The 25,201-nt window shown below is 75.2% G+C and carries 18 protein-coding genes; 7 read left to right on the top strand and 11 right to left on the bottom strand.

Going from position 1 to position 25,201, the window contains the following annotated elements:
• Positions 1 to 26 precede the first annotated feature (26 nt).
• The 3 genes from dhaK to ileS form a co-directional block, all read right to left on the bottom strand.
• A complete protein-coding gene (dhaK, locus tag ACFVXN_RS03415) occupies positions 27 to 1,022 on the bottom strand; it encodes a dihydroxyacetone kinase subunit DhaK (RefSeq protein WP_389227254.1) in 996 nt (331 codons plus the stop codon).
• 139 nt (positions 1,023 to 1,161) lie between these two features.
• Positions 1,162 to 2,517 carry a bifunctional folylpolyglutamate synthase/dihydrofolate synthase gene (locus ACFVXN_RS03410; protein ID WP_389227860.1) on the bottom strand — a complete coding sequence of 452 codons (1,356 nt, stop codon included), beginning with the start codon at positions 2,515 to 2,517 and terminating at the stop codon, positions 1,162 to 1,164.
• 170 nt (positions 2,518 to 2,687) lie between these two features.
• Positions 2,688 to 6,002, bottom strand: a complete 3,315-nt coding sequence (ileS, locus tag ACFVXN_RS03405; RefSeq protein ID WP_389227251.1) for an isoleucine--tRNA ligase — start codon at positions 6,000 to 6,002, stop codon at positions 2,688 to 2,690.
• 469 nt (positions 6,003 to 6,471) lie between these two features.
• On the opposite strand from ileS, the gene ACFVXN_RS03400 reads away from it, so the two are divergent.
• The 3 genes from ACFVXN_RS03400 to ACFVXN_RS03390 all read left to right on the top strand — a co-directional run bounded on the left by ACFVXN_RS03400 (position 6,472) and on the right by ACFVXN_RS03390 (position 9,975).
• Positions 6,472 to 7,200, top strand: coding sequence for a hypothetical protein (locus tag ACFVXN_RS03400; RefSeq protein ID WP_389227248.1), 729 nt, complete (start codon positions 6,472 to 6,474; stop codon positions 7,198 to 7,200).
• Positions 7,201 to 7,279: 79 nt separating this feature from the next.
• Complete coding sequence (locus ACFVXN_RS03395) at positions 7,280 to 9,328, top strand: sensor histidine kinase (RefSeq protein WP_389227245.1); 2,049 nt, start codon at positions 7,280 to 7,282, stop codon at positions 9,326 to 9,328.
• Positions 9,325 to 9,975, top strand: coding sequence for a response regulator (locus ACFVXN_RS03390; RefSeq protein WP_389227242.1), 651 nt, complete (start codon positions 9,325 to 9,327; stop codon positions 9,973 to 9,975). The genes ACFVXN_RS03395 and ACFVXN_RS03390 overlap by 4 nt, the downstream gene beginning before the upstream one ends.
• 34 nt (positions 9,976 to 10,009) lie before the next feature.
• Here the strand turns inward: ACFVXN_RS03390 and ACFVXN_RS03385 are convergent, their stop codons facing one another.
• The 3 genes from ACFVXN_RS03385 to ACFVXN_RS03375 all read right to left on the bottom strand — a co-directional run bounded on the left by ACFVXN_RS03385 (position 10,010) and on the right by ACFVXN_RS03375 (position 14,328).
• Positions 10,010 to 10,516, bottom strand: coding sequence for a phosphoribosyltransferase (locus tag ACFVXN_RS03385; RefSeq protein WP_389227239.1), 507 nt, complete (start codon positions 10,514 to 10,516; stop codon positions 10,010 to 10,012).
• A gap of 132 nt (positions 10,517 to 10,648) precedes the next feature.
• The gene (gene dnaG / locus ACFVXN_RS03380; RefSeq protein ID WP_389227236.1) at positions 10,649 to 12,898 is read right to left on the bottom strand and encodes a DNA primase; all 2,250 of its coding nucleotides are present in this window, start codon (positions 12,896 to 12,898) and stop codon (positions 10,649 to 10,651) included.
• A gap of 158 nt (positions 12,899 to 13,056) precedes the next feature.
• A complete protein-coding gene (locus ACFVXN_RS03375; protein WP_389227233.1) occupies positions 13,057 to 14,328 on the bottom strand; it encodes a deoxyguanosinetriphosphate triphosphohydrolase in 1,272 nt (423 codons plus the stop codon).
• 54 nt (positions 14,329 to 14,382) lie between these two features.
• Between ACFVXN_RS03375 and ACFVXN_RS03370 the strand changes: the two genes are divergently transcribed.
• Both ACFVXN_RS03370 and ACFVXN_RS03365 read left to right on the top strand, forming a co-directional pair.
• Positions 14,383 to 14,631, top strand: a complete 249-nt coding sequence (locus ACFVXN_RS03370) for a hypothetical protein (protein ID WP_389227230.1) — start codon at positions 14,383 to 14,385, stop codon at positions 14,629 to 14,631.
• Positions 14,628 to 15,023: a type II toxin-antitoxin system VapC family toxin gene (locus tag ACFVXN_RS03365; RefSeq protein WP_389227227.1), complete on the top strand. Its 396-nt coding sequence runs from the start codon at positions 14,628 to 14,630 to the stop codon at positions 15,021 to 15,023. The genes ACFVXN_RS03370 and ACFVXN_RS03365 overlap by 4 nt, the downstream gene beginning before the upstream one ends.
• Before the next feature lie 49 nt (positions 15,024 to 15,072).
• On the opposite strand, the gene ACFVXN_RS03360 is transcribed toward ACFVXN_RS03365, so the two are convergent.
• From ACFVXN_RS03360 to ACFVXN_RS03345, 4 genes are all read right to left on the bottom strand, one after another.
• Positions 15,073 to 16,941 carry a glycoside hydrolase family 13 protein gene (locus ACFVXN_RS03360; protein WP_389227224.1) on the bottom strand — a complete coding sequence of 623 codons (1,869 nt, stop codon included), beginning with the start codon at positions 16,939 to 16,941 and terminating at the stop codon, positions 15,073 to 15,075.
• A gap of 1 nt (position 16,942) precedes the next feature.
• Complete coding sequence (locus tag ACFVXN_RS03355; protein WP_389227857.1) at positions 16,943 to 17,791, bottom strand: sugar ABC transporter permease; 849 nt, start codon at positions 17,789 to 17,791, stop codon at positions 16,943 to 16,945.
• A gap of 86 nt (positions 17,792 to 17,877) precedes the next feature.
• Positions 17,878 to 19,503: an ABC transporter permease subunit gene (locus tag ACFVXN_RS03350; RefSeq protein ID WP_389227221.1), complete on the bottom strand. Its 1,626-nt coding sequence runs from the start codon at positions 19,501 to 19,503 to the stop codon at positions 17,878 to 17,880.
• 166 nt (positions 19,504 to 19,669) lie between these two features.
• Entirely contained in the window at positions 19,670 to 20,902 is a 1,233-nt protein-coding gene (locus ACFVXN_RS03345) for an extracellular solute-binding protein (RefSeq protein ID WP_389227218.1), read from the bottom strand.
• Between the two features lie 214 nt (positions 20,903 to 21,116).
• Between ACFVXN_RS03345 and ACFVXN_RS03340 the strand changes: the two genes are divergently transcribed.
• Positions 21,117 to 22,145: a LacI family DNA-binding transcriptional regulator gene (locus tag ACFVXN_RS03340; RefSeq protein WP_389227215.1), complete on the top strand. Its 1,029-nt coding sequence runs from the start codon at positions 21,117 to 21,119 to the stop codon at positions 22,143 to 22,145.
• Complete coding sequence (locus tag ACFVXN_RS03335) at positions 22,142 to 23,887, top strand: glycoside hydrolase family 13 protein (RefSeq protein ID WP_389227212.1); 1,746 nt, start codon at positions 22,142 to 22,144, stop codon at positions 23,885 to 23,887. Before ACFVXN_RS03340 ends, ACFVXN_RS03335 begins: the two co-directional genes overlap by 4 nt.
• A gap of 85 nt (positions 23,888 to 23,972) precedes the next feature.
• On the opposite strand, the gene dusB is transcribed toward ACFVXN_RS03335, so the two are convergent.
• Entirely contained in the window at positions 23,973 to 25,154 is a 1,182-nt protein-coding gene (gene dusB / locus ACFVXN_RS03330; RefSeq protein WP_389227209.1) for a tRNA dihydrouridine synthase DusB, read from the bottom strand.
• Positions 25,155 to 25,201 lie beyond the last annotated feature (47 nt).

The following is a 25,201-nucleotide window of genomic DNA, read 5'->3' as shown; positions in this document are numbered from 1 at the left end:
CGCCCCCGGTGTCGGACCCGGCCGGGCTACCAGTGCAGCGCGGCCGTGCGCACCGGCGCGTCCCAGAGCGCGGTGAGCTCGTCGTCCAACCGGAGGACGGTGACCGACGCACCCTGCATCTCCAGTGATGTCACATAGTTGCCCACGAGCGACCGGGTCACCTCGACCCCGCGGCCCTCGAGCAGCCTGCGTGCCTGACGATAGACGACGTAGAGCTCGGACAGCGGCGTGCCGCCCATGCCGTTGACGAGCAGCAGCACCTGCTCCCCCGCGGCGAGCGCCAGGTCGTCGGCGACGGGCGTCAGCAGCAACTCGGTGATCTCGTCCGCGCCGGCCAGCGGGATGCGTCGCCGACCCGGCTCGCCGTGGATGCCGATGCCGATCTCGATCTCGTCGTCCGGCAGGTCGAACGACGGCTTGCCGGCGTGCGGGACGGTGCACGCCGTCAGGGCGACGCCCATCGACCGCACGTTGGCGACCACCTTCTCGGCCACCGCGACGACCGCGTCCAGGTCGTCGCCGCGCGCGGCCGCGGCCCCGGCGATCTTCTCCACCGCGACCGTCCCCGCGACGCCGCGCCGCCCGGCGGTGTAGAGCGAGTCCTCGACGGCGACGTCGTCGTTCACCAGGACGGTGCGCACGGTCAGGTCCTCGGCGTCCGCGAGCTCGGCGGCCGTCTCGAAGTTGAGCACGTCACCGGTGTAGTTCTTGACGATCGCCACGACCCCCGCGCCGCCGTCCGCGGCCGCGAACGCCGGGGCGATCTGGTCGGGCGTGGGCGAGGTGAACATCGGGCCGGGGACCGCGGCGTCGAGCATGCCGTCGCCGACGAACCCGGCGTGCAGCGGCTCGTGCCCGCTGCCGCCGCCCGAGACCAGGCCGACCTTGCCGGCGACGACGCCCCCGGCCCGGGCCACGAACAGCGGGTCGGTGTGCACCTGCACCACGTCGGCGTGCGCGAGGCCGAACCCCTCGACGGACTCGGCGACGACGGTGTGCGGGTCGTTGATGAGCTTCTTCACGTCGGTGGTTCCCTTCGGCGGGGGCGGTGCGCGGCGCCCTCGCCGCGCAGACCTCACACTCGCCCCGCAGGTCGTGGGCGTCAAGGGGCAGACGTGCGGCGGGCCTGCACATCGGTGCAGGCCCGCCGGGCGGGGTCCGTCAGGAGCGGCCGAGCAGCGTCCGCGCCTCCGCGACGAGCAGGATCGAGCCGGTCACCAGCACGGCCGCGCCGCGCTCGACGTCCCGCTCCGCGAGGTCGGCCGCGAGCGTCACCGCGTCGTCCAGGCGCTCGCGCACGTGCACCCGGTCCTCGCCGAACACGTCCTCGGCGATCTCCGCGAGGTCGTCCACCTCCATCGCCCGCGGGGTCGACGCCCGGGTGAGCACGATCTCGTCCAGCACCGGCTCGAGCACCGCGAGGATGTTCTCGGGGTCCTTGTCGGCCATCACGCCGAACACGCCGACGACCCGCTGGAACGCGAAGGCCTCCTCGACCGCGGTGACCAGCGCCTGCGCGCCCGCGGGGTTGTGCGCCGCGTCGACCAGGATCGTCGGGCTGGTCCGGACGATCTCGAGCCGGCCCGGGGAGTCCACGTCGGCGAACGCGACCTCGACGATCCCGCCCTCCAGCGCGGCGCCGCCGGCCATCAGCGCCTCCGTCGCGACCAGCGCCGCGAGCGCGTTGTGCGCCTGGTGCTCGCCGTGCATCGGCAGGAACACGTCGGTGTAGACGCCACCGGTGCCGCGCAGGGTCAGCAGCTGGCCGCCGACGGCGACGCGGCGCTCGACCACGTCGACGTCGATGCCCTCGCGGATCACCCGGGCCCCGCGCTCGGCGGCCGCCTGGAGGATGACGCCCTCGGCGTCCTCGTCCTGGGTCGCGAGCACCAGCGTGGCGCCGTCCTTGACGATGCCCGCCTTCTCCCCCGCGATCTCCACCAGGGTGTGACCGAGCCAGCGCTCGTGGTCGTAGGCCACCGGGGTGATCACCGCGACCTCGCCGTCGGCGACGTTGGTCGCGTCCCAGCGGCCGCCCATGCCGACCTCGATCACGGCGACGTCCACCGGGGCGTCCGCGAACGCGGCGAACGCCATCACCGTGAACACCTCGAAGAACGACAGCCGGGGCCGGCCCGCGGCCTGCTCCTGCACGTCGACCATGTGCACGTACGGGGCGACGTCCTGCCAGGTCGCGACGAACAGCTCGTCGGAGATCGGCTCCCCGTCGACCGCGATCCGCTCGGTCACCCGGGTCAGGTGCGGGCTGGTGAACCGGCCCGTGCGCAGCCCGTGCTCGCGCACCAGACGCTCGATCATCCGGGCCGTCGACGTCTTGCCGTTGGTCCCGGTGACGTGCACGACGCGGTACGCGCGCTGCGGGTCGCCCAGCAGCTCGCAGACCGCCCGCACCCGGTCGAGGGTCGGGTCGATGTCGTGCTCCGGCGCCCGCTCGAGGATGCCCGCGTAGACCTCGTCCGCCGCACGGCGGGCCGCGCGCGCGGCCTCGTCCTTCAGGTGCGCCGCGCCGCTTGGCGCCTTCGTGCCCGGCTGGTCGCGGTCGGAGCCGCTGCCCGTGCGGACGCCGTCGTGCTCGCCCGTGATCTCCCGCTCGCGGACGTCCTGGGGCTCGTCCTCGCGCTGGTCGTCGTGCTGGTCGTCGTCGTGCTCGTGCCGGTCCTGGCGGCTCACGCGCCCGTCCTCTCCACGGCGACGTCCAGCGTCCCCGCCTGCTCGGTGGCCCGGACGTCGACCGTGGTGGCCAGCGTCTCGGACGCGATGAACTGCTCGTGGGTGCGGACCGCGGCCTCGTCGGCCGCCGACACGGTCAGCGTCAGCCGGATCCGGTCGGTGACGGCCAGGCCCGCGGCCTTGCGCGCGTCCTGCACCGCGCGGACCACGTCGCGGGCGTAGCCCTCGGCGCGCAGCGCGTCGTCCAGCTCCAGGTCGAGCACGACGAACCCGCCGGACGGCAGCACCCCCGCGGCGAGCGTCCCGTCCGCGCCGCCGACGACGTCGATCGCCGTCGTGAGCTCGTACTCGGACGCCAGCACCGGCACGTCGCCGTCGTCGGTCCGGACCACCACGGTGCCCTCGGCGTCCGTCGACCACGCACCGGCCTTCGCGGCGCGGATCACGGCCTGCACCCCCCGGCCCAGGCGCGGGCCGGCGGCGCGGGCGTTCACGGCGAGGTCGCGGCGGACCGCGACACCACCGGCGGCGGCCTCCTCGACGGTGGACAGCACGACGTGCTTGACGTTGAGCTCCGCGGCCAGGAGGTCCACGAACGGCGCGAGCGCCGTCGGGTCGGCCGTCGCCACCCGCAGCTCGCGCAGCGGCTGCCGCACGCGCAGGGCGTTCGCCTTGCGCAGGCCGAGGGCCGCGGACACCGCCTCGCGCACGCCGTCGACCGCGGCGACCAGGTCGTCGTCGGCCGCGAGCGCCACGTCGTCCGCCGACCCGTCGCCGAGGGTCGGCCAGTCGGTCAGGTGCACCGAGCGCCCGCCGGTCAGGCCGCGCCAGACCTCCTCCGACAGCAGCGGCGCGAGCGGCGCCATCACGCGGGTGAGCGTCTCGAGCGCGGTCCACAGCGTGTCGAACGCCGCGGGGTCCTCGTCCCAGAACCGGTCCCGCTGGGTGCGGACGTACCAGTTGGTCAGCAGGTCCAGGTGCACGCGCACCGTCTCGCAGGCGCCGGGCACGTCGTACGCGTCGAGCTGCGCGGTGACCTGCTCGACCAGGCCGCGGGTGCGGGCCAGGACGTACCGGTCCATCGTGCTCAGCGGCGTGCTCGCGGTGACGCGACCCGCGGTCAGCCCGGCCCCGCCGTCCGCGGCGTTGGCGTACAGCGCGAAGAAGTACCAGGTGCTCCACAGCGGGAGCAGCACCTGGCGCACCTCGGAGCGGATGCCCTCCTCGGTGACCACCAGGTTCCCGCCGCGCAGGATCGGCGACGCCATGAGGAACCAGCGCATCGCGTCGGAGCCGTCGCGGTCGAAGACCTCGGACACGTCCGGGTAGTTGCGCAGCGACTTGCTCATCTTGCGGCCGTCGGAGCCCAGCACGATGCCGTGCGACACCGACGTGCGGAACGCCGGCCGGTCGAACAGCGCGGTCGCGAGCACGTGCAGCACGTAGAACCAGCCGCGGGTCTGCCCGATGTACTCCGTGATGAAGTCGCCCGGGTAGTGGTGCTCGAACCACTCCGTGTTCTCGAACGGGTAGTGCACCTGGGCGTACGGCATCGACCCGGAGTCGAACCACACGTCCAGCACGTCCGGGATGCGGCGCATGGTGGACGCGCCGGTCGGGTCGTCGGGGTTCGGGCGGGTCAGGTCGTCGATGTACGGGCGGTGCAGGTCCGGCTCACCGGCGGCGTTCAGCGGCAGCCGGCCGAAGTCGGCCTCCAGCTCCGCGAACGAGCCGTAGACGTCGATCCGCGGGTACCGGTCGTCGTCGCTCACCCACACCGGGATCGGCGTGCCCCAGTACCGGTTGCGGGACACCGACCAGTCGCGGGCACCGGCGAGCCAGTTGCCGAACTGGCCGTCCTTGATGTGGTCCGGCACCCAGGAGATGTCGCGGTTCAGCTCGACGATCCGGTCGCGGAACGCCGTCACCTTGACGAACCAGGACGACACGGCCTTGTAGATCAGCGGCTTGCGGCAGCGCCAGCAGTGCGGGTACGAGTGCACGTACGACGCCTGGCGCAGCAGCCGGCCGTCGGCGCGCAGCCGCTGGGTGATCGGCTTGTTCGCCTCGAACACCTGCAGGCCCTGGAAGTCCGGGACCAGCGCGGTGAACTTCCCGCCCTCGTCCACGCTCAGCACCGTGGGGATGCCCGCGGCCTCGCAGGTCTCCTGGTCGACCTCGCCGTAGGCGGGCGCCTGGTGCACGACACCGGTGCCGTCCTCGGTGGTCACGTAGTCGGCGAGCAGCACCTGGAACCCGTGCTCGGCCATGCCCGGCTGGTCCGCCAGGTAGTCGAACAGCGGCTCGTAGCGCACGCCCGCGAGGTCCGCGCCGCGCACCTCGCGGGTCACGGCCGCCAGCGCGTCCTCGGCCGACGCGTAGCCCAGGTCCTTCGCGTAGCCCTTCACCAGCTCGCGCGCCATCAGCAGCTGCGTGGCGGCGGCGCTGGTCCCGTCCGGCCCCGCAGGCAGCACGACGTACGTGACGTCCGGCCCGACCGCGAGCGCCGAGTTGGTCGGCAGCGTCCACGGGGTCGTCGTCCACGCCAGCGCCGCGACGCCGGTCAGGCCCAGCTCGTCCGCGCGCGCGCCGGTCAGCGGGAACGTCACCGTGACCGTCTGGTCCTGGACGTCGGAGTAGACGTCGTCGTCCATCTTCAGCTCGTGGTTGGACAGCGGCGTCTGGTCGTTCCAGCAGTACGGCAGCACGCGGTAGCCCTCGTACGCCCAGCCCTTGTCGTAGAGCCGCTTGAACGCCCAGATCACCGACTCCATGAACGTCGGGTCCAGCGTCTTGTAGTCGCGCTCGAAGTCCACCCACCGCGCCTGGCGGGTCACGTAGACCTGCCACTCGTCGGTGTACCGCAGCACCGAGGTCCGGCAGGCGTCGTTGAACGCCTCGATGCCCATCTCCTCGATCTGGGACTTGTCCGTGATGCCGAGGATCCGCTCCGCCTCGAGCTCCGCCGGCAGCCCGTGGGTGTCCCAGCCGAACCGGCGCTCCACCCGGCGGCCGCGCTGCGTCTGGTAGCGGCCGACGATGTCCTTCGCGTACCCGGTCAGCAGGTGCCCGTAGTGCGGCAGGCCGTTGGCGAACGGCGGGCCGTCGTAGAACACGAACTCGTTCGCGCCGTCCTGACCCGTCTCCCGCGCGTCGATCGACGCCTGGAACGTCCCGTCGGCGTCCCAGTAGGCGAGGACGTCCTTCTCCAGCGCCGGCAGGTCGGGCGACGCGGGCAGCCCGAACGAGGCGCCGGGGGCGGTGGGCGCGGCGTGCTTGCCGGAGGGCGTGCGGTGCAGCGGGTAGGCCATGACGACTGGCTCTCCTGTGGTCGGCACCCGGGTGCGGGCGCGGTGCGTGGCGGACCCACGGGGACGACGACCCCGGGCCCTGCGACCCGGTGACACCGCGGTACCACCCCGCTTGCCGTTCGCTGCCCGGGGGTACCGGGTCGCGCGCGACCACTCGCTGACGGCTGTGACGGGCCTACCCGTCCGGTTCTACCGGGGCCCCGGTGGTGCTGGGGCCCGTTCTTCCGGAGGCTCCCCGGTGATGGCCGGATCGGTGCCTGTGGGCACGAGTGTAGCGACGCCGTCGAGCGGGGTGCGCGCGGGGGGTGCGGGCGGGGGGTGCGGGCGGGGGGTGCGGGCGGGGGCGCCGGCGTGCCCGGGCGGATCGCCCGGCGACCCGGGCGCCGCGCCCTGGTGCCCGGGACGCCGCCCGGCCGAGCGTCGTCCTCGACGGCAGGCGTCCCGCCCGCCGGTGGACCGAGGAGGACGCATGACCACGCACGACACGCAGGCGGACGGCCGCGCGACGGCCGGCAGCACGGGCGTCGGTGCCGCAGCAGGGGGCGGCACCGGCGGCGGGCGGGTCCGGTCGCAGCCGCGCGGGTGGGCGCTCGCCGGGATCGGGGCCGGTCTCGCCGGCCTGGTCTCGGTGCAGGCGTCGATGGCCGTCGGGGCGAGCTGGGAGGAGACGGCCGGCGACGCCGAGGCCGTGGTCGCGGACATGGCGGGCCGGACGACCGAGCTGCTGGTGTTCCACACGGCGACGGTGGCCGCGACGGCGCTGGTCGTGGTGTTCGCCGCGGGGCTGGCCCGGCGGCTCGGCCAGCAGGCCCCGGCGGGGAGCCTGCTGCCGCCGGTGGCCTCGGCCGGGCTGCTCCTGGTGGCCGTCGCGACGCTGCTGGGGTCCGGCCTGGACACCCAGTTCATCTTCGGGTTCGCCGAGCCGGACCTGCTGATCCCGGAGTCGGGCGCGTTCTACGTCGACTGGGTCGCGACGATCCCGTGGCTGTGGGTCGGGGCGGGCCTGTCCGGGGTGGCCGTCGCGGTCGCGGCCCTGCGGCACGCCGCGGCGCCCCGGTGGATCGGCTGGGTGAGCGCGGTGCTCGGCGGGCTGACGCTGCTGCTCGGGCTCTCGCCGCTGCAGTACATGGCCGGGTTCACCGGTCCGCTGTGGCTGCTGGTGGTGGCGGTCGGCTTCGCGGCCGGCGACCGCCGGTGAGCACGGGCGACCGCCGGTGACTGTCCCCGGTCCGCCGGACCCCTCCCGCTCCGCGGTGGTCAGCCCCTACGGTGACGCCATGGACCGGGAGGGGTCGGCGGCGCGCGCGGGCTCGGACCGCGGCCTGCCCGTGGTCGCCGGCGTCCTCGCGCTGGTCGCCTGGCTGCTCGCCGGGACCGCGGCCGTGCTGCACGTCGCCGCCGCGCCCGCCCCCGGCGGGATGACCGCCGGGGACCTGCTGTTCACCGCCGTGGACGTCGCCGTCGCCGCGGTCTACGGCACCGTGGGCGCGGTCATCCTGTCCCGCCGGCGGCACGTCGTCGGGTGGCTCGTCGCCGGCACCGGGCTCGCGGGCGGGGTCTCGGCGGTCGGCGGCGCCTGGGGGACGTTCGCCGCGTCCCGGCCCGGGGTGCCCGCGCTGGACTGGCTGACCGCGACGTTCGGCTGGATCTGGGTGCCCGGGACGGTCGCGCTGTTCTGCGTGGTCCCCTGGCTGGCCCGTGACCGGCGGCTCGGGCCGGTCGCCCGCGGCGGGGTCGCGCTGGGCACGACCGCCGCCCTGCTGCTGACCGGCACCCGGCTGCTCACCCCGATGTCCGACGCCCGGCCGGCGATCGCGCTGGTCGTGGTCACCGGGCTCGGCACCGCGGGCGCGACCTGGTGGCGGTTCCGGCGCGGGCCCGCCGCCGAGCGGCGCGGGCTCGGCCTGCTCGCGGCGGCGACCGGGATCATGGCGCTGTCGTTCGTGCCGCTGCTGCTCGCCGACCCCGGCCCCGCGGCGTTCCTCGCCGTGCCGGTGAGCCACCTGGTGTGCCAGGCCCTGTTCCCGGCGGCGCTGCTGGTGACCGTGCTGCGCAACCGGCTGTGGGGCCTCGACCTCGCGGTCAGCCGCGGGACGGTCGCCGCGCTGCTCACCCTCGTGCTCGCGGGCGTGTACGCCCTCGTCGCCGCGGGCGTGTCGGCGCTGGCGGGGACCTCCGGGCCCGGGCCGGGCGCCCAGGTGGCCGCCGCCGTCGGCGTGGTGCTGCTGCTCCAGCCCGTCCGCGGCTGGCTCCGGACCCGGGTCCGGCACCTCGTCTACGGCGACGGCGACGACCCCGGCCGCGCGGCGCTGCGGCTCGGGCGCAGCCTCGCCGCACCCGGCGGCTCGACGGACCTGCTGGACGGGCTCGCGGCGGGCGTCGGCGAGTCGCTGCGCCTGGAGTCGGTCCGGCTCGCCACGTCCGGTGCCGACCCGCTCGCCGCGGCCTGGGGCGCCCCCACCTCCGCGCCGCTCGTGGTCCCGGTGACCCACGGCGGCCGCGCCGTCGGCGAGCTCGCCGTCACCGCCTCCCCCGGCGAGCGGCTCGACGCCCGCAGCCGCGCCGCGCTGGACCAGGTCGCCCCGGTGGTCGCCGCGGGGCTGGCGCTCGCCGCCGGCGCGCGGGACCTCGAGCGCGCGCGGGACGCCACGACCAGCGCCCGGCTGCGCGAACGCCGCGTGGTGCGCCGCGAGCTGCACGACGGGCTCGGGCCGTGGCTGTCCGGCGTCCGGCTCGGGCTGCAGGGCGCGCTCAACCTGCTCGACCGCGGTGGGCCGGGGGACGTCGCGGCCGCCCGGGCGGCCCTCGCAGCCCTGCACGACGAGGCCGGCCGGCGCGTCGAGGACGTCCGCGACCTCGCCCGCAGCCTCCTGCCGCCGGCGCTCGACGAGCACGGGCTCGGACCGGCGCTCACCGACCTCGCGGACCGGCTGGGCCGCGACGGGTTCGCGGTGACGCTCGCCGGCGACGACCCCGGCGACCTGGACCCCGTGGTCGCCGCCGCGGCCTACGCGCTGCTCGGCGAGGCCGCGCGCAACGCCCAGCGCCACTCCGGCGCCACCGGCTGCCGGATCACGGTCCACCGGTCGGCGGACACCCTGGAGCTGGTCTGCGAGGACGCCGGCCGCGGCCCCACGGGCACGGCCGGGGTCGGCACCCGCTCGATGCGCGAGCGCGCCGAGGAGCTCGGCGGCAGCGTCGAGGTCACCGACGCCGGACCCGGGACGCGGGTGCGGGCGGTGCTGCCGGCCGTGCCGGGGCTCGCGCCGGCCCCCGCGGCACCGGCGCCCCTCCCCGGCGCCCTGACCGGCGGGAGCCCGTCGTGAGCCTGCGGGTCGCGCTCGTCGACGACCACCCCGTGTTCCGGCTCGGGCTGGCCGCGCTGCTGGACTCGCTGCCGGGCATCGCCGTGGTGGCGCAGGCGGCGGGCGCGGCCGAGGCCCGCGCGCTGCTGGCCGACGACGCGCTCGCGGTCGACGTCGTCGTGATGGACCTCGACCTGGGCGACGGCTCCGGGGTGGACGAGACCCGCGCGGCCGTCGCCCGCCGGCCCGGGCTCGCCGTGCTGGTGGTGAGCATGCACGAGGACGACGACGCCGTGGTCGCCGCGGTCCGCGCCGGCGCGCGCGGCTACCTGGTGAAGTCCGCGCCGCCCGACCAGATCGAGCGCGCCGTCCGGGCGGTCGCGGCGGGCGAGATGATCCTCGGACCGAGCGTCGCCGCCCGGGCGATGTCCTACGTGCTCGGCGGCCGCAGCGCGGTCCGGGTGCCGTTCCCCCGGCTCACCGACCGCGAGCGCGAGGTGCTGGACCTGCTCGCCGCCGGGCACGACAACGTCGTCATCGCCCGCCGGCTCGGCCTGTCCGCGAAGACCGTCCGGAACCACGTCGCGAACGTGCTGACCAAGCTCGAGGTGTCCGACCGGGCGGCGGCGGTGCTCCGGGCCCGGGCCGAGGGGCTCGGCGCGGGGTGAGTCGGCGGGGGGGGTGAGTCGGCGCGGGGCCGGCTCAGGCGGTGACGGGCGGCTCGGCGGACCACGGGAACGTGATCCACCGGTCCGTGCGCCGCCACACGAAGTCGGGGGCGACGATCGAGTGCGGCTTCGCGTACAGCACCGCGGTCCGGGCGTCCTCGCAGTGCTCCGCGACGAGGCGCTGCACCAGGGCCAGGGTCTCCCCCGTGTCGGCGACGTCGTCGACCACGAGCGCCCGCCGGCCGACGAGGGCGGCGGTGTCCAGCAGCGGCGGCAGCACCACCGGGTCGGGCAGCCGCGCGTCGACACCCGTGTAGAACTCGACGTTCAGCGTGCCGCAGGCCTTCAGGCCGAGCGCGTAGGACAGGGCCCCCGCCGGGAGCAGGCCGCCGCGGGCGACCGCGACGACGACGTCCGGCTCGAACCCCGACGCCACCACGGCCCGCGCGAGCTCGCGGGCGGCCTCGCCGAACTGGTCCCAGCCCAGGATCTCGCGGTCGGTGGGCAGGTCCTGGCCGGGTGCGGCCTCCGCAGTCGTCATGGCCGCCAGGGTAGTGGGCGCAGATGTCCGCGACGTCACGCGCGGGGCGCGCGCTCGGGCAGGGCGTCGGGCGCTCCCGCGCGGGCCGTCGGGCGCTCTCGCGCGGGCCGTCGGGCGCTCTCGCGCAGGGCGTCAGGCGCTCTCGCGCAGGGCGCGGCGGCGGTTCTCCTCGGCCATGAGCTGCACGGTCAGCGTCCGGTACCCGTCGGGGTCGGCGGTCGCGTCCATCCGCTGGAGCCGGCCGCGCAGGTCCGCGATGTGCCGGGTGATCTCCATCTCGACCAGGGCCATCACCAGGCCGCGCGCGTAGCCGGGGAGCCGGTCGGGGCGGTCCTCGGGCAGCGGCGCGACGGCGAGCTGGGTGATGAGCCCCTCCACCGGCGCGGCGGCCTCCTCGCGGACGGCCTCCACCCACTGCACCGTGCCCGCCGGGCCCGCCGTCGCGACCTTCTGCCGGGCCGCGGCGCCACCGCCCGCCGCGCGGATCGCGGCGTGCACGGCCCGGTACGCCGGCGCCGTGAACGCGTCGGCGGCCAGGTCGTCGAACTCCGGCGGCACGGCGTCGGGCATCTGCAGCACGGCCTCGAGCGCCCGGCGCTCGGTGGCGGCCACCGGGTCGCGGGGGTCGGGCATGCTCATCCGCGGCGCGGGCAGCGCCACCGTCCCGTCGCCGGCGCGGTCGAGGTCGTGCGGCGGCTCGTCGCCGTGGCCGTACGCGTCCGGCGGCGGGTCCCAGCGCCGGTCGTCGCGACCGCGGTTGCCGCCCTGGCCCTGCTGCCCACCGCGGCCCCCCTGGCCGCCGCGCTGCTCCCAGCGTCCGCCGCCCGAGCCGGACCCGCTGCCGCCCCGGCCCTGCCCGCGGCCGCCGCGGTCCCGGCGCCAGTCCTGCTCGGGGCCCGGCGGGACGAACCCGCGCGCGGGTGCCTGCTGGCCGCCCTGACCGCCCTGACCGCCCTGACCGCCGGAGCGGTAGCCGTCTCCCGAGCCGCCCGTCCTGCCCTGGCCGCCGGTGGACCGGCCCGCCGACCGGGTGGCCTGCTGCACCGCGCGCTGGACCGTCTCCAGGTCCATGCCCAACCAGCCCGCGAGCATCCGGGTGTACTCCGGGCGCAGCGCCGCGTCGCGGATCCCACCGGGGATCGGCGCGGCGGCCCGCAGCGCGGCGACCCGGCCCTCCGCGGTGCCGAGGTCGTAGCCCTGCAGGGTGGTCCGGATGACGAACTCGAACAGCGGCTGCCGGGTCCGCACCAGCGACCGGACCGCCTCGGGGCCCTGGGTCTGGCGCAGGTCGCACGGGTCCATGCCGCCGTCGGCGACCGCCACGAACGTCTGCGCGCTGAACGCCTGGTCCTCGCCGAACGCGCGCATCGCGGCCTTCTGGCCCGCGGAGTCGCCGTCGAACGTGAAGATCACCTCGCCGCCGACGGACTCCCCCGACGCGAGCTGGATGCCGCCGCCGCCCGAGGCGCCCATCAGCCGGCGCACCACCCGCGCGTGGTCGGGCCCGAACGCGGTGCCGCAGGTCGCGACCGCCGTGCCGATCCCGGACAGGTGCATGGCCATCACGTCGGTGTAGCCCTCGACGACCACGACCTGCTTGTTCTTCGCGATCTCCCGCTTGGCCAGGTCGATCCCGTAGAGCACCTGGGACTTCTTGTAGAGCGGGGTCTCCGGGGTGTTGAGGTACTTCGGCCCCTGGTCGTCCTCGTACAGCTTGCGCGCGCCGAACCCGACGACGTCCCCGGTGACCTCGCGGATCGGCCACACCAGGCGGCCGCGGAACCGGTCGTACTGCCCGCGGTTGCCCTGGCTCATCAGGCCCGTCGCGGTGAGCTCGGCCTCGGTGAAGCTGCGCCCCCGCAGGTGCCGCAGCAGGTGGTCCCAGCCCTGCGGGGCGTAGCCGACGCCGAACTGCTCCGCGGCGCCGCGGTCGAAGCCGCGCTCCGCGAGGAACGCCCGGGCCGTCGCTGCCTCCGGGGTGAGCAGCTGCTCGGCGTAGTACTCCTCGGCGACGCGGTGCGCCTCGAGCATCCGCTGCCGCTTGCCGGGCTCGTGCCCGGGGCGCGGGCCGCCGCCCTCCTCGTAGCGCAGCTGCACGCCGACCCGGCCGGCCAGGTACTCGACGGCCTCGGAGAACGGCAGCCCGTCGGTCTTCTGGATGAAGTCGATGACGTCGCCGCCCTCGCCGCACCCGAAGCAGTGGTAGAGCCCGACCTGCGGGCGGACGTGGAACGACGGCGACTTCTCGTCGTGGAACGGGCACAGGCCCTTCATCGAGCCGACGCCGGCGGACTTCAGCGCGACGTGCTCCCCGACGATGTCCTCGATCCGGGCGCGCTCGCGGACCGTCTGCACGTCCTCCCGCCGGATCCGTCCTGCCACGGGGTCGATCCTAGGTCGTGCACGACCCCCCTCCCGCCCCGCCCGGGACGACCGCCCGCGCGAGGTCGGGCCTTTCGCGCGAGGTCGAGGGTTCCAGCGGGGCCTGGCGCGCGAAACCCTCGACCTCGGGTGCCGCGGCCGCCGGCCGCGGGAGGGGGTCAGTAGCGGGGCGGTGGGGCCAGGCGGGCGTGCCAGGCGGCGGCGGACACGTCCGTGAGGCTCGCGACCTGGTCGACGACCACGCGCAGCCGCTCCGCGTCGTCCGCGGCGGCGCGCCAGTCGGCGGCGAACGGGGGCTCCAGGGCGATCGGCGCGCGGTCGGACAGCACCCGCACCAGGTCGGCCAGGATCTCGCGCTGGCGCTGGTACAGCGGCTCGAGCTCCCGGGGCGCCATGACGTACGTGACGGCCAGGCCCTTGAGCACCAGGATCTCCGCGGTCGTGGCGTCCGGGACGATCAGGTCGGCCGCGTACCGGGTCAGCGGGCCGGGGCCGTAGCGCTCGCGGGTGGCGACCTGGGCGGCGCGGGCGAACCGGCCGATCAGCTGGCTGGTGGTGTCCTTCAGCGTGGCGAGCGCGCCGCGGGAGCCGTCGAACGACGGCGCCCACAGGTCGGCGGCGACCAGCCGGTCGATCGCGGCCTCGAGCCCGGCGACGTCGATCGCGTCCCCGTACCAGGTGTGGATCGCCTCGACGACGCGGGCGCGCTCCTCGGGGACGGTCAGCACCGACAGGTCGAACCGGCCGCCGACCACCGCGTCCTCGACGTCGTGCACCGAGTAGGAGATGTCGTCGGCGAGGTCCATGACCTGCGCCTCCAGGCACTTGCGCCCGCGCGGGGCGCCGTCGCGCAGCCAGGTGAACACCGGCAGGTCGTCGGCGTAGACGCCGAACTTGTGCGTCGGCCGACCGGTCGCGGACAGCGGGCCCTCGCCGACGCCCCACGGGTACTTCACCGACGCGTCGAGGCTGGCGCGGGTCAGGTTGAGGCCGACGGCGACGCCGTCCGGGCCGACGACCTTCGGCTCGAGGCGGGTGAGCAGCCGCAGCGTCTGCGCGTTGCCCTCGAAGCCGCCGATGTCGCGGGACAGGTGCGCGAGCGCGCGCTCGCCGTTGTGGCCGAACGGCGGGTGCCCGAGGTCGTGCGCGAGGCACGCGGTGTCGACGACGTCCGGGTCGCAGCCGAGGGTCTTGCCGATCTCACGGCCGACCTGCGCGACCTCGAGAGTGTGCGTCAGGCGGGTCCGCACGAAGTCGTCGGTGGACGGGCCGAGCACCTGCGTCTTCGCGCCGAGGCGGCGCAGCGCCGAGGAGTGCACGAGGCGCGCGCGGTCCCGCTCGAACGGGGTGCGGGCGCGGGACTTCGGCGCCTCGGTCACCCAGCGCTCCCGGTCGGCGTCGACGTACCCGTCGGGGAGCTCGGTGGTCACGGGCACCAGGTTATCGGGCGGGGTGTTCAAGCGTTCTGCATGCATAATGGCGGCATGGTGGCGATCCAGATCCGCGACATCCCCGACGACGTCCGGGACGCCCTCGCGCGGCGCGCCCGCTCGAAGGGTCAGAGCCTCCAGGCCTACCTGCGGGACGTCGTGGTCCGCGAGGCGTCGTTCGACCACAACCTGGCCGTGCTGGACAGCATCGCGACCTGGCGGTCCGGCTCGTCGACGACGGGTCAGGACGTGCTCGACGCGCTCGACGCCGCCCGCGCCGAGCGTTCGGTCGAGCCGCGGTGATCGTCCCGGACGCGTCGGCGTTCGCCCTCGTGTTCACCGGGGCCGACCCCCGTGCCGACGAGGCCGACCGGGTGCTGCGGACCGACACCGCCTGGCTCGTCCCCGAGCAGTGGCACGTGGAGGTGCTGTCGGTGATCCGCGGCCTGCTGCTCGGCGGCAGGCTGGACCGCGAGCGCGCGGATGCGGCTGTCGCCGACCTCGCCCGGGTCACCGTCGCAGTGACGTCGACCGCCCCGCTGCTGGGACGGATGTGGGAGCTCCGCGACAACCTCTCCGCCTACGACGCCGCGTACGTCGCCGCCGCGGAGGCGCACGACGCGACGCTGGTCACGGGGGACGTGCGGATCGCGCGCGCCGGCGTGGCGCGGTGCGCGGTCCGCACGATCGTCTGAGCCCGGCCGGCCGGGGTGCTTCGGGCGGGGTGCTTCGGGCGTGCCCGGCCTACGCCAGGCGCCAGACCTGGAAGCCCGGGCCGTCGCCCGGCAGGTGCAGGCCCGCGGCGTCGACGGGGAGGTCCGCGCCGCCGTAGAGGTTCGCGGGACGCTGGCCCGGGGCCAGCAGCGACCCGGGCAGCACGGCGCCCGACCACGGCGCCCGGGACGCGACGACCAGCAGCCGCTCGTCCGACGTCTCCCGGAGGTAGGCGATCACGTCGTCGTCGGCCAGCACCCACCGCAACCCGCCCTCGCGCAGGGCCCGGGACGAGCGGCGCAGGGCGATCAGCGACCGGTACACGTCGAAGGTCGCGGCGTCCCAGCCCGGGCCACCGCCCGCGTCGACGGCGGACCACGGCATCGGGACCCGCGCGTGCTCGCCGTTGCGGCCGGTGACACCGCCCTCGTCGCCCGCGAACAGCACCGGGGTGCCGGGGTACGTGAGCAGCAGGCCGGCGCCGACCTCCACGCGCTCGCGGCTGCCGACCACCGTGCGGAACCGGGCGGTGTCGTGCGAGCCGAGCAGGTTCCACTGGTGGGTGGTCACCGACCACGGGACGGCGGCGCCGAACTCCCGCATCGCCGCGACCGCGGTGCCGCCGGGCCGTCGCGGCACACCGGTCGGCAGCTCGACGTACCGGACGCCCGCGGCGGACTCCTCGTCGACGAGCCACGTCCACACCGGCCGGGTGAACGCCGCGTAGTTCATCGTCCCGTGCCAGCCGCCGGCGCGCAGGTCCTCCCCCGCGTCGTGGAAGTGCTCCGCGATCAGCACCGCGTCGGGGGCCATCGCGGCCATCGACGCGCGCAGCCGCCGGGACACGTCGTGCGTGAGGTCGTCCGCGCCGAGCCGCCCGGTCATGTTCGCGACGTCGATCCGCCAGCCGTCCATCGCGAACGGCTCGTGCAGGTAGCGCCCGACCACCGAGCCCGGCCCGGTGAGCAGCCGCTCCGCGAGGCCCGGGGCGTGGTGGTCGAGCTTGGGCAGGGAGGCGTGCCCGAGCCAGCCGACGTAGCCGGGGTGCTCGTCGCGCCAGTGGTAGAACGCCCGCTCGGGCGCGTCCGGGTCCGCGACCGCGCGGCGGAACCAGTCGTGGGCGTCGCCGGTGTGGTTGGTCGTGAGGTCCCCGACCAGGCGCATCCCGCGGCGGTGCAGCGCGCCGGCCAGCGACGCGAACGCCGCGTCGCCGCCGAGCAGCGGGTCGACGTGGTCGAAGGTCCGCGCGTCGTACCGGTGGTTGGACCGGCCCGGGAACACCGGCGTCAGGTAGAGCGTGTCGACGCCGAGCCGGGCCAGGTGGTCCAGGCGCCCCTCGATGCCCGCGAGGTCGCCGCCGAACAGCTGGGTCCCGGTCCCGGGCCCGCCGCCGATGGGCTCGTCGGACCACGACGCGGGCAGCGCCCAGTCCGGGAGCGGTCCGGCGGGCGGGCCGTCGTGGCTCCCGGACCGGGCGAACCGGTCCGGGAACACCTGGTAGACGACGGCGTCGCGCGCCCAGTCCGGGCCCGGGGGGTGCACGCTGAGCCGGAAGTCCGACGCGTCGGGCACGTCGCGGGCCACCGTGCCCTCGCCGTTCAGCCACACCTGCCCGTCCGGGACGCCGGGGCCGTGCAGCAGGAACCGGTAGGACGTGACGGGGTTGGTCACCGGGACGTCCGCGGTGAACCAGCGCTCGCCCGCGTGCTCGCCGTCCGCGACCGCCGGGTACACCCGCGGCTCGCCGTCCTCGACCACCCGGACCAGCACCTGCGGCGCCGGGCCGTCACCGGGGACCCGCACCCGGACGGGCACCACGTCGCCGAGCGCCGGCGTCCCCGCGGGGACGTGCAGCGCGGACCCGTCGTGGTGCGCCCCGAGCGCGACCCGCCTCGTCATGTCAGCCCTTCACGGAACCGGCGGTCAGCCCGCCGACGATGTACTTCTGCAGGAACAGGAACAGCGCGAGCACCGGCAGCGCGGAGATGACCGCGCCGGCGGCGAACAGCCCCCAGTTGGCGTCGAGCTGCGAGGACACCCACCCGTACAGGCCGACGGCGAGCGTCCAGTTCGACTCCGACTGCAGCATGACGCGGGCGATGATGAACTCGCCGAACGTCGCGATGAACGACAGCAGCGCGACCACCGCGAGGATCGGCGCGACGAGCCGCAGGATGATCGTCCAGTAGATCTGCGCGTGCGTCGCGCCGTCGAGCTTCGCCGCCTCGTCCAGCTCCTTCGGCACGGTGTTGAAGAACCCGTACATGAGGAACGTGTTCACCCCGAGCGCGCCGCCGAGGTAGATGCAGATCAGCGCGAGCTTGCTGTTCAGGCCCAGCGACGGGACGACCTCGCCGAGGCTGATCGCCAGCAGGAAGATCGCGACGAACGCGAGCATCTGCGGGAACATCTGGATGATGAGCAGGGCGGTCAGCCCGGCGCGGCGCCCGCGGAACCGGAACCGCGAGAACGCGTACGCGGCGGACGCGCCCATGAGCACGGTGCCGACCGCGGTGACCACGGTGACCACCAGCGAGTTGCCGGCCCAGGTCCAGAACCGGGTGTCGGACAGCGCGGCGTAGTTCGCGCCGCTCACCTCGGCGAACAGCTGGTTGGACCCGGTGAGCGTGCCGCCGTCGGACAGCGACGCCGAGACGACGTAGACCAGCGGGAACCCGGCGTAGACCACGCCGATGACGCCGACGAGGTGCCGCCAGCCGAGCTCACGGACCCAGCGGCCGAACGGCATCCGGGTGCGGGCGGCGGTGGCGGGCGCGGGACCGGCGGGCGGGCCGGCGGGGGTGCGGGGCGGTGCGCCCAGCGAGGTGGCGGACATCAGGCGATCTCCTCGTGCCGGCGGGTGCGACGGAACGCGAGCGCCGAGATGGTCCCGACGATCACGAAGATGACGATGGACAGCGCGCTGGCGAGCCCGTAGTTGCGCGGGGCGTTCCCGTCGATGCCGGCCACGGAGTAGACCATCGAGATGAGGATGTCCGTGTGGCCGAGCGGCACCGAGGCGTCCGCGAACCGCGGGCCGCCGCCGGTCAGCATGTAGATCAGCGTGAAGTTGTTGAAGTTGAAGGCGAAGCTCGAGATCAGCAGCGGGGTGGTCGACACCAGCAGCAGCGGCAGCACCACGGAGCGCCAGGTGCGCCACCGCCCGGCGCCGTCGATCTTCGCGGCCTCCAGCACGTCGCCGGGCAGCGACTGCAGCGCGCCGACGCAGATCAGGAACATGTACGGGAAGCCGAGCCAGAGGTTCACGCCGAGGACGGACAGCTTCGCGAGCCACGGGTCGGTGAGCCACGGGATCTCGGCGCCGCCCAGCAGCACGTCGTTGACGAACCCGAACCGCCGGTTCAGCAGGCCGGACCAGAGCAGCGCGGCGAGGAACCCGGGGATCGCGTACGGCAGGATCAGCAGCGTCCGGTAGACCTTGCGGCCGCGCAGGCGGGTGTCGTTGAAGACGATCGCCAGCAGCATCCCCAGCAGGAACGTGCTGCCGACCGACAGCACCGCGAACGCGAAGGTCCACAGCAGGATCGACAGGAACGGCGACGCGTACCGGCTGTCGCCGAACGCGGTGGTGAAGTTCTCGAACCCGACGGCGACCCGCCAGCCGACCGCGAGCGTGCTGCCGTCCGGCGCCTCGAACTGGCCGCGGTCGTTGGCCGTGTAGACGGTGCCGGTGGTGGTGTCCGTCATCGTGTCGGCAGCCTCGTCGTGCTCGAGGGTCGACTCGGCGACGAACCCGGTGCGGGCGTCCTGGGTGCGGATCGAGCCGTCCTCGGGGTCGTCCGACAGCGGGACGCGCAGGCTCGTGACGTCGGCCTGGCGCTCGAGCACGGCGGCGCGGTCCAGGACCTCCCACCCGGGGACGGCCGTGACGCGGTCGCCGTCGAGCGTGGCGTCGACGTCCTCGAGCGGCTGCTCGGCGCCGCCGGCCCGGACGTCGCCGTCGGGCTGGACGACCGCGAAGCCGAGCCCGTCGCCGTTCTCCAGGACCGTCAGCGGGTAGGTGTCGGTGCCCTCGACGCGGCGCTCGTTCTGCACCAGCAGCGCCTCGACGGCGTGCTGCTTCGTGGAGTTGTGGCCGTCGCCGTAGTTCGTGAAGGCGACGTAGCCCGTGTAGGCGATGACGAACACCTGGTAGACGAGCAGGAACGCCAGGCCGGGGAGGATGTACTTCATCGGCAGCGCGCGGCGCGTGAAGTAGACGACGTTGGCGGCGACCAGCAGCGCGACCATCGTGGCGAGGATCCCCCAGGACTCCTGGGCCCAGGCCGCGAGCACGCCGAGGACGCCGAGGGCGTCGACGACAGCGACGAGCGCGAGCTTCACGACGAAGCCGGGCCGGAAGTCGCGCGCGTGCGAGCTGTCGCGGCGGCGCGGCGGCGGGGCGTCGCCGGCCGGGATGGGCGCGGGGTCGACCGCGCGGGTGGTCGGGGGCGTGGACATCGCGGGCCTCCGGGGCTCCAGGACGGCGGTGCCGCGGGTCGCGCGGCGGGGTGGGACGGCAGTGCCGGACGGCAGTGCCGGACGGCAGGCGGGGCCCGGCGGGCGACGGTGCGCGGGCGGCCGGTCGGGGCCGCCCGCGCACCTGCCGCGCGTCAGGGACGCGCCGTCAGGAGCCGAGGGCTCCCTCGATGTCGGCGACCATCTTCTGCCAGGCGGTCGTCGGGTCCTGCGAGCCGTTGATGATGCTCGCCTCGGTGACGCCCCAGAACTCCCAGACGGAGGCCATCTCGGGGATCGACGGCATCGGCAGGGCGTCGGTCGCGACCTCGCGGAAGCCCGCGGTGATCGGGTCGGCGGAGGCGCTGTCGGCCGCGGAGATCAGGGCCGGCGGCCGGTTGCCGGCCTCGTAGAGCGCCAGCTGGGCGTCCTCGGTCGCGACGTAGTTCACCAGGAAGTCGTTGGCGAGCAGCGCGCTGTCGCTCTGCGCGCTGACGTAGAAGCCGGACACGCCGACGAACGGCTGGGCCGGCTGGCCGCCGGCGCTCGGGATCGGGTCGACCGCGAGGTCGAGGTCGCCGAAGCTCTCCAGCATCCAGGGGCCGCCGATGATGAACGGCGACTGGCCCTTCGCGAACGCGTCCACGGCGATGTCGTACGTCATCGCGGTGTCGAGCGTGCCGGCCGCGCCCTGCGCCTGCAGCCACGCCGCGAACGCCTCGCCCTCCGCACCGCCCAGCGCGAGGTCGGCGCTGTACGAGCCGTCCTCGTTCTGCGCGAACACGGTGGAGCCGAACGACGTCTGCAGCGGGTAGAACGTGTACGGGTCGCCCTCCTCCGACGTCTGGATGAGCACCGGGTACTGCGCGCCCGCGGCCTGGCCGGCGGCGACCGCCTCGTCCCACGTGGCCGGGGCCTGCGGGGCGAGCGCGGTGTTGCGGATCAGGGCGATGTTCTCGACCGCGTAGGGCAGGCCGTAGACCTGGCCGTCCTGCGTGAACGCCTCGATCGAGACGTCCTCGAACTGGTCGGTGAGGTCGCCGAGCTCGATGGGGGCGACGACGCCGTTCGTGGTGAGCTCGCCCAGCCAGTCGTGCGCGCCGACGGTGATGTCGGGGCCCTCGCCGGTGGGGACCTGGGCGAGGAAGTCCGTGCGGATGTCCTCGAAGTTCTTCTCGACGAGCTCGACCGTGGCGCCGGTCTCCTCCTCGAAGGCCGCTGCGGCGGCCTGGACCGGGGCCATCCGGGTGTCGTCGACCCAGATGGTGAGCGAGCCCCCGTCGCCGCCGGCGGCAGCGGAGGTCTCGTCGGAGGTGGTGTCGCCCGAGCCCGAGCTCGAGCAGGCCGTGAGCGCCAGTGCGAGCACGGCGGTCGTGGCGAGGGCGGGGATGCTCCGTCGCATCAGGGTGTCTCCCAGCGGTGGTGAGGGCGGTGCGAGCGTCCGACGGCACCGCCGGCGCTGGCTCGATGACCCGGACCGTAGCCGGGCGGGCGACCCTCTTGCAAGCCGTTACGGCAACTTTCAGATCTCGGTTACAGTGCTGCCACGGCTCGGCCCCGCACGGCCCCCGGACAACGACGACGAGGAGGCAGCCGTGAGCAATACGCTCGCTCCCGTGCGCACTCGTCTCACCGATCTCGCCGACCAGGCCGGCGTCAGCACCGCGACCGTCTCGCGGGTGCTGAACGGCAAGTCCGGCGTGTCCTCGCAGGCCCGCCAGGCGGTGCTCGCCGCCCTCGACGTCCTCGGCTACGAGCGGCCCGAGAAGCTGCGCACCCGGTCCGCCGGGCTCGTCGGCCTCGTCGTGCCCGAGCTGTCCAACCCGGTGTTCCCGGCGATGGCCCAGGTCATCGAGTCGATGCTCACCCAGCGCGGCTACACGCCGCTGCTCTGCGCGCAGCAGCCCGGCGGCACCACCGAGGACCAGTACGTCGAGATCCTGCTCGACCACGACGTCGCCGGGATCCTGTTCGTCTCCGGCCTGCACGCCGACACCCAGGCGTCCACCGAGCGCTACCACGCGCTGCGCGGCCGCGGGCTGCCGGTCGTGCTGGTCAACGGCAAGGCGGACGGCGTCGACGCCCCGAGCATCGCCACCGACGACGCCGTGGCCATCGAGCTCGCCGTCCGGCACCTGGTCGCCCTCGGCCACCGCAGCATCGGGCTGGCGATCGGGCCCGAGCGGTTCGTCCCCGCGGCCCGCAAGCGCGCGGCGTTCGCCGACCAGCTGCGCCTGCAGCTCGGTGTCGACGACGTCGCCCCGCACGTGAACACGACGCTGTTCACCGTCGAGGGCGGCGCCACCGCCGCGCACGAGCTCATCGACGCGGGCCACACCGCGATCATCTGCGGCTCCGACCTGATGGCCCTCGGCGCCATCCGCGCCGCCCGGTCCCGCGGGCTGCACGTGCCCGAGGACCTCTCGGTCGTCGGCTTCGACGACTCGCCCCTGATCGGCTTCACCGACCCCCCGCTCACGACGGTGCGCCAGCCCGTCCAGGCGATGGGCCAGGCCGCCGTCTCCGCGCTCATGGCAGAGATCAACGGCACCCCCACGTCCCGCACCGAGCTGCTGTTCCACCCCGAGCTCATCGTGCGCGGATCGACCAGCTCAGCACCCGCATCTCCCGGAGGACCCGCGTGACCCTGCTCGACGACCAGACCGCCGCCGTGACCGCCCCGGGCGTGGTGCACGAGCCCGGTGCGCCCGACGGCCCGTGGTGGCGCGACGCGGTGATCTACCAGGTCTACCCGCGCTCCTTCGCCGACGCGGACGGCGACGGCATCGGCGACCTGCCCGGCATCACCGCCCGGCTGGACCACCTCGCGGCGCTCGGCGTCGACGCCGTGTGGCTGTCGCCGTTCTACCGCTCCCCGCAGGCCGACGCCGGCTACGACGTCGCCGACTACCGCGACGTCGACCCGCTGTTCGGCACGCTCGCGGACTTCGACGCGCTGCTGGAGCGCGCGCACGGGCTCGGCCTCAAGGTGGTCGTCGACCTGGTCCCCAACCACTCGTCGGACGACCACGTGTGGTTCCAGGAGGCACTGCGCACCCCGCCCGGCTCCCCCGAGCGCGCCCGCTACCTGTTCCGGGACGGCAAGGGCGTCGACGGCTCCGAGCCGCCGAACAACTGGCAGTCGATCTTCGGCGGCGACGCCTGGACCCGGCTGACCCCCGAGCGGCACGGCGTCGACGACGGCCAGTGGTACCTGCACCTGTTCGACTCCCGGCAGCCCGACCTCGACTGGACCAACCCCGAGGTGCGGGCCGAGTTCGAGGACGTGCTGCGGTTCTGGCTCGACCGGGGCGTGGACGGGTTCCGCGTCGACGTCGCGCACGGCATGGTCAAGGCCGAGGGGCTGCCCGACTGGGACGGCCACGTGGCGATGATCGACGGCAGCGACGGCGCCGACACCGTCCAGGGCTCCGGCAACCAGGGGCCGATGTTCGACCAGGACGGCGTCCACGAGATCTACCGGGCCTGGCGCGCGGTGCTCGACGAGTACGACGGCGACCGGATGCTGGTCGCCGAGGCGTGGGTCGAGCCGCTGTCCCGGCTCGCCCGGTACGTCCGCCCCGACGAGATGCACCAGGCGTTCAACTTCGCGTTCCTCGCGACCGGGTGGGACGCCCCCGCCCTGCGCTCGGTCATCGCCGCGTCCTACGCCGTGAACGACTCCGTCGGCGCGCCGACCACCTGGGTGCTGTCGAACCACGACGTCGTCCGGCACGCCTCGCGGCTCGGCCTCGCGGACCCGTCGTCGCGGCCGAACGGCATCGCCGCCGAGGACGAGCAGCCCGACGCCGAGCTCGGCCTGCGCCGCGCCCGCGCCGCGACCCTGCTGCTGCTGGGCCTGCCCGGCTCGGCGTACCTCTACCAGGGCGAGGAGCTCGGCCTGCCCGAGCACACCGCGCTGCCCGCCGAGGTGCGCCAGGACCCGGCGTTCTTCCGCACGAACGGCGCCGAGCGCGGCCGCGACGGCTGCCGGGTCCCGCTGCCCTGGCACGCCGAGGCCCCCGGGTTCGGCTACTCCCCCACCGGCGACACCTGGCTGCCCCAGCCCGCCGAGTGGGCCGCGTACGCCGCGGACGCGCAGGACGGCGTCGAGGGCTCGACGCTCGAGCTGTACCGCGCGGCGCTGCGGCTGCGGCGCTCCGAGCGGCTCGGCACCGGCGGCGCCGCCTGGGACGCCGCGTTCGCGGCGCACGCCGACGTGATCGCGGTCCGCAACCGGGACGTGCTCGTCGTGGCGAACCTCGGGTCCGCGCCGGTCGCGCTGCCCGAGGGCGCCGAGGTGCTGCTCGCCTCCGGCCTGCCGGGCGACACCCCGGTCGGCGCCACGCTGCCCGGCGACACCACGGCGTGGCTGCGGGTGCGCTGACCCGCCAGGCCCCACCGCACCCCGCCGCCGTCGGGCCGGCCGCCGCACACCCGTGCCGGCGGCCGGCCCCGCGCGCGTCCCCGGGTCAGCCGCCCGAGACGCTGAGCTCGGCCTCCTGCAGCCCGCGGCGGAAGTCCTCGGACAGCTCGCGCGAGTCGAGCCACCCGTCCGGGAGGTGCGGCCGCTTCGGGCTGCCGGCGCGCCCGCGCTGGCCCTCCGCCGCCTCGCCCGGGTACGGCTGGTCGAGGTCGAGCGCGGCCAGCCGGTCGTCCAGCTCCGCGAGGCTCGACACCAGGCCCAGGGCCGCGCGCTGCTCCCCGCCGACGACGTAGCCCTTCCAGTACCAGGCCATGTGCTTGCGCAGCTCGCGCAGCGCCTTGCCCTCGTCGCCGAACGTCTCGACCATCAGCTCGGCGTGCCGGCGGATGATCTGCGCGACGTACCGCGCCCCGGGCGTGATCCGCTCGTCCGACCCGGCGAACGCCGCGGCCAGGTCCGCGAACAGCCACGGGCGGCCCTGGCAGCCGCGGCCGACGACGACGCCGTCGCAGCCCGTCTCCCGGACCATCCGCACGGCGTCCTCGGCGGACCAGATGTCCCCGTTGCCGAGCACCGGGATGTCGGTCACCGTCTCCTTGAGCCGGGCGATCGCCTCCCAGTCCGCGGTGCCCGAGTAGTACTGCTCGGCGGTGCGGGCGTGCAGGGCGACCGCCGCGACGCCCAGGTCCTGCGCGACGAGGCCCGCCTCGAGGTAGGTGAGGTGGTCGTCGTCGATGCCCTTGCGCATCTTCACGGTCACCGGCACGCCGTACGGCGCCGCCGCCGCGACCGCGGCCTGCAGGATCGACCGGAACAGGCCGCCCTTCCAGGGCAGCGCCGACCCACCGCCCCGGCGGGTGACCTTGGGGACCGGGCAGCCGAAGTTGAGGTCGACGTGGTCGGCGCGGTCCTCGGACGCGATCAGGTGCACCGCGGCACCGACCGTCGCGGGGTCCACGCCGTACACCTGCACGGACCGGGGCTTCTCGTCCGGGGCGTGCGCGATGATCCGCATGGACTCGTCGCCGCGCTCCACCAGGGCGCGCGAGGTGACCATCTCCGCCACGTACAGCCCGGCGCCGGACTCCCGGCACAGCCGCCGGAACGCGGCGTTGGTGACGCCGGCCATCGGGGCGAGCACCACCGGGGTGTCGATCGTCAGCGGACCGATCTGCAGCGGGGGCAGCACGTGCCCGGCGGGGGCCGGGGCGGTCGAGGGAGCGGTCATGCCCCCGATTCTCCCCCAGACACCGGGCGGACCCCACATCCGCAGGT

This window comes from Cellulomonas sp. NPDC058312 (assembly GCF_042880135.1).
In the GTDB taxonomy this organism is placed as follows: Bacteria; Actinomycetota; Actinomycetes; order Actinomycetales; family Cellulomonadaceae; genus Cellulomonas.
This window is presented reverse-complemented; position numbering and strand designations above follow the sequence as displayed.

Coding starts and splice junctions, on each gene's coding strand:
- ACFVXN_RS03400 (WP_389227248.1), top strand. CDS start 6,472: ATGACCACGCACGACACGCAGGCGGACGGCCGCGCGACGGCCGGCAGC.
- ACFVXN_RS03395 (WP_389227245.1), top strand. CDS start 7,280: ATGGACCGGGAGGGGTCGGCGGCGCGCGCGGGCTCGGACCGCGGCCTG.
- ACFVXN_RS03350 (WP_389227221.1), bottom strand. CDS start 19,503: ATGTCCACGCCCCCGACCACCCGCGCGGTCGACCCCGCGCCCATCCCG.
- ACFVXN_RS03360 (WP_389227224.1), bottom strand. CDS start 16,941: ATGACGAGGCGGGTCGCGCTCGGGGCGCACCACGACGGGTCCGCGCTG.
- ACFVXN_RS03385 (WP_389227239.1), bottom strand. CDS start 10,516: ATGACGACTGCGGAGGCCGCACCCGGCCAGGACCTGCCCACCGACCGC.
- ACFVXN_RS03355 (WP_389227857.1), bottom strand. CDS start 17,791: ATGCCGTTCGGCCGCTGGGTCCGTGAGCTCGGCTGGCGGCACCTCGTC.
- ACFVXN_RS03370 (WP_389227230.1), top strand. CDS start 14,383: ATGGTGGCGATCCAGATCCGCGACATCCCCGACGACGTCCGGGACGCC.
- dusB (WP_389227209.1), bottom strand. CDS start 25,154: ATGACCGCTCCCTCGACCGCCCCGGCCCCCGCCGGGCACGTGCTGCCC.
- ACFVXN_RS03345 (WP_389227218.1), bottom strand. CDS start 20,902: ATGCGACGGAGCATCCCCGCCCTCGCCACGACCGCCGTGCTCGCACTG.
- ileS (WP_389227251.1), bottom strand. CDS start 6,002: ATGGCCTACCCGCTGCACCGCACGCCCTCCGGCAAGCACGCCGCGCCC.